The 255-nt window shown below is 55.7% G+C and carries 1 protein-coding gene; it reads right to left on the minus strand.

Annotated elements, in window-relative coordinates; genetic code table 11:
• Positions 1–255: hypothetical protein (locus ACO0K9_RS28160; RefSeq protein ID WP_422990721.1), on the minus strand; the 255-nt coding region annotated here is incomplete at both ends.

Raw genomic sequence — 255 nt, forward strand, 5'->3', positions numbered from 1 at the left:
TCAGGGACAGGTCTTGTACGCCAGAGCCGTCTGTCAGGACACTCAGTGCGCCAGGAACTTGTACGCCTGTGGAAACGTCGAGACGGTTCAGGCCGCCATTGGCGCCAGCAGTGGTGGTATCAAAGTTAATGAAGCCACCTGCAACGCCGGTTCCTGTTGCTGTACCGATGGTGATGGTGCCTGTGTGTGCAGCAACGCTTTGCAGGGCGATGGTGTTGGATTCAGAATCAGCATCTGTGATGGTGACGTTTTCAG

The organism is Undibacterium sp. Ji50W, assembly GCF_049340445.1.
Classification (GTDB): domain Bacteria; phylum Pseudomonadota; class Gammaproteobacteria; order Burkholderiales; family Burkholderiaceae_D; genus Undibacterium.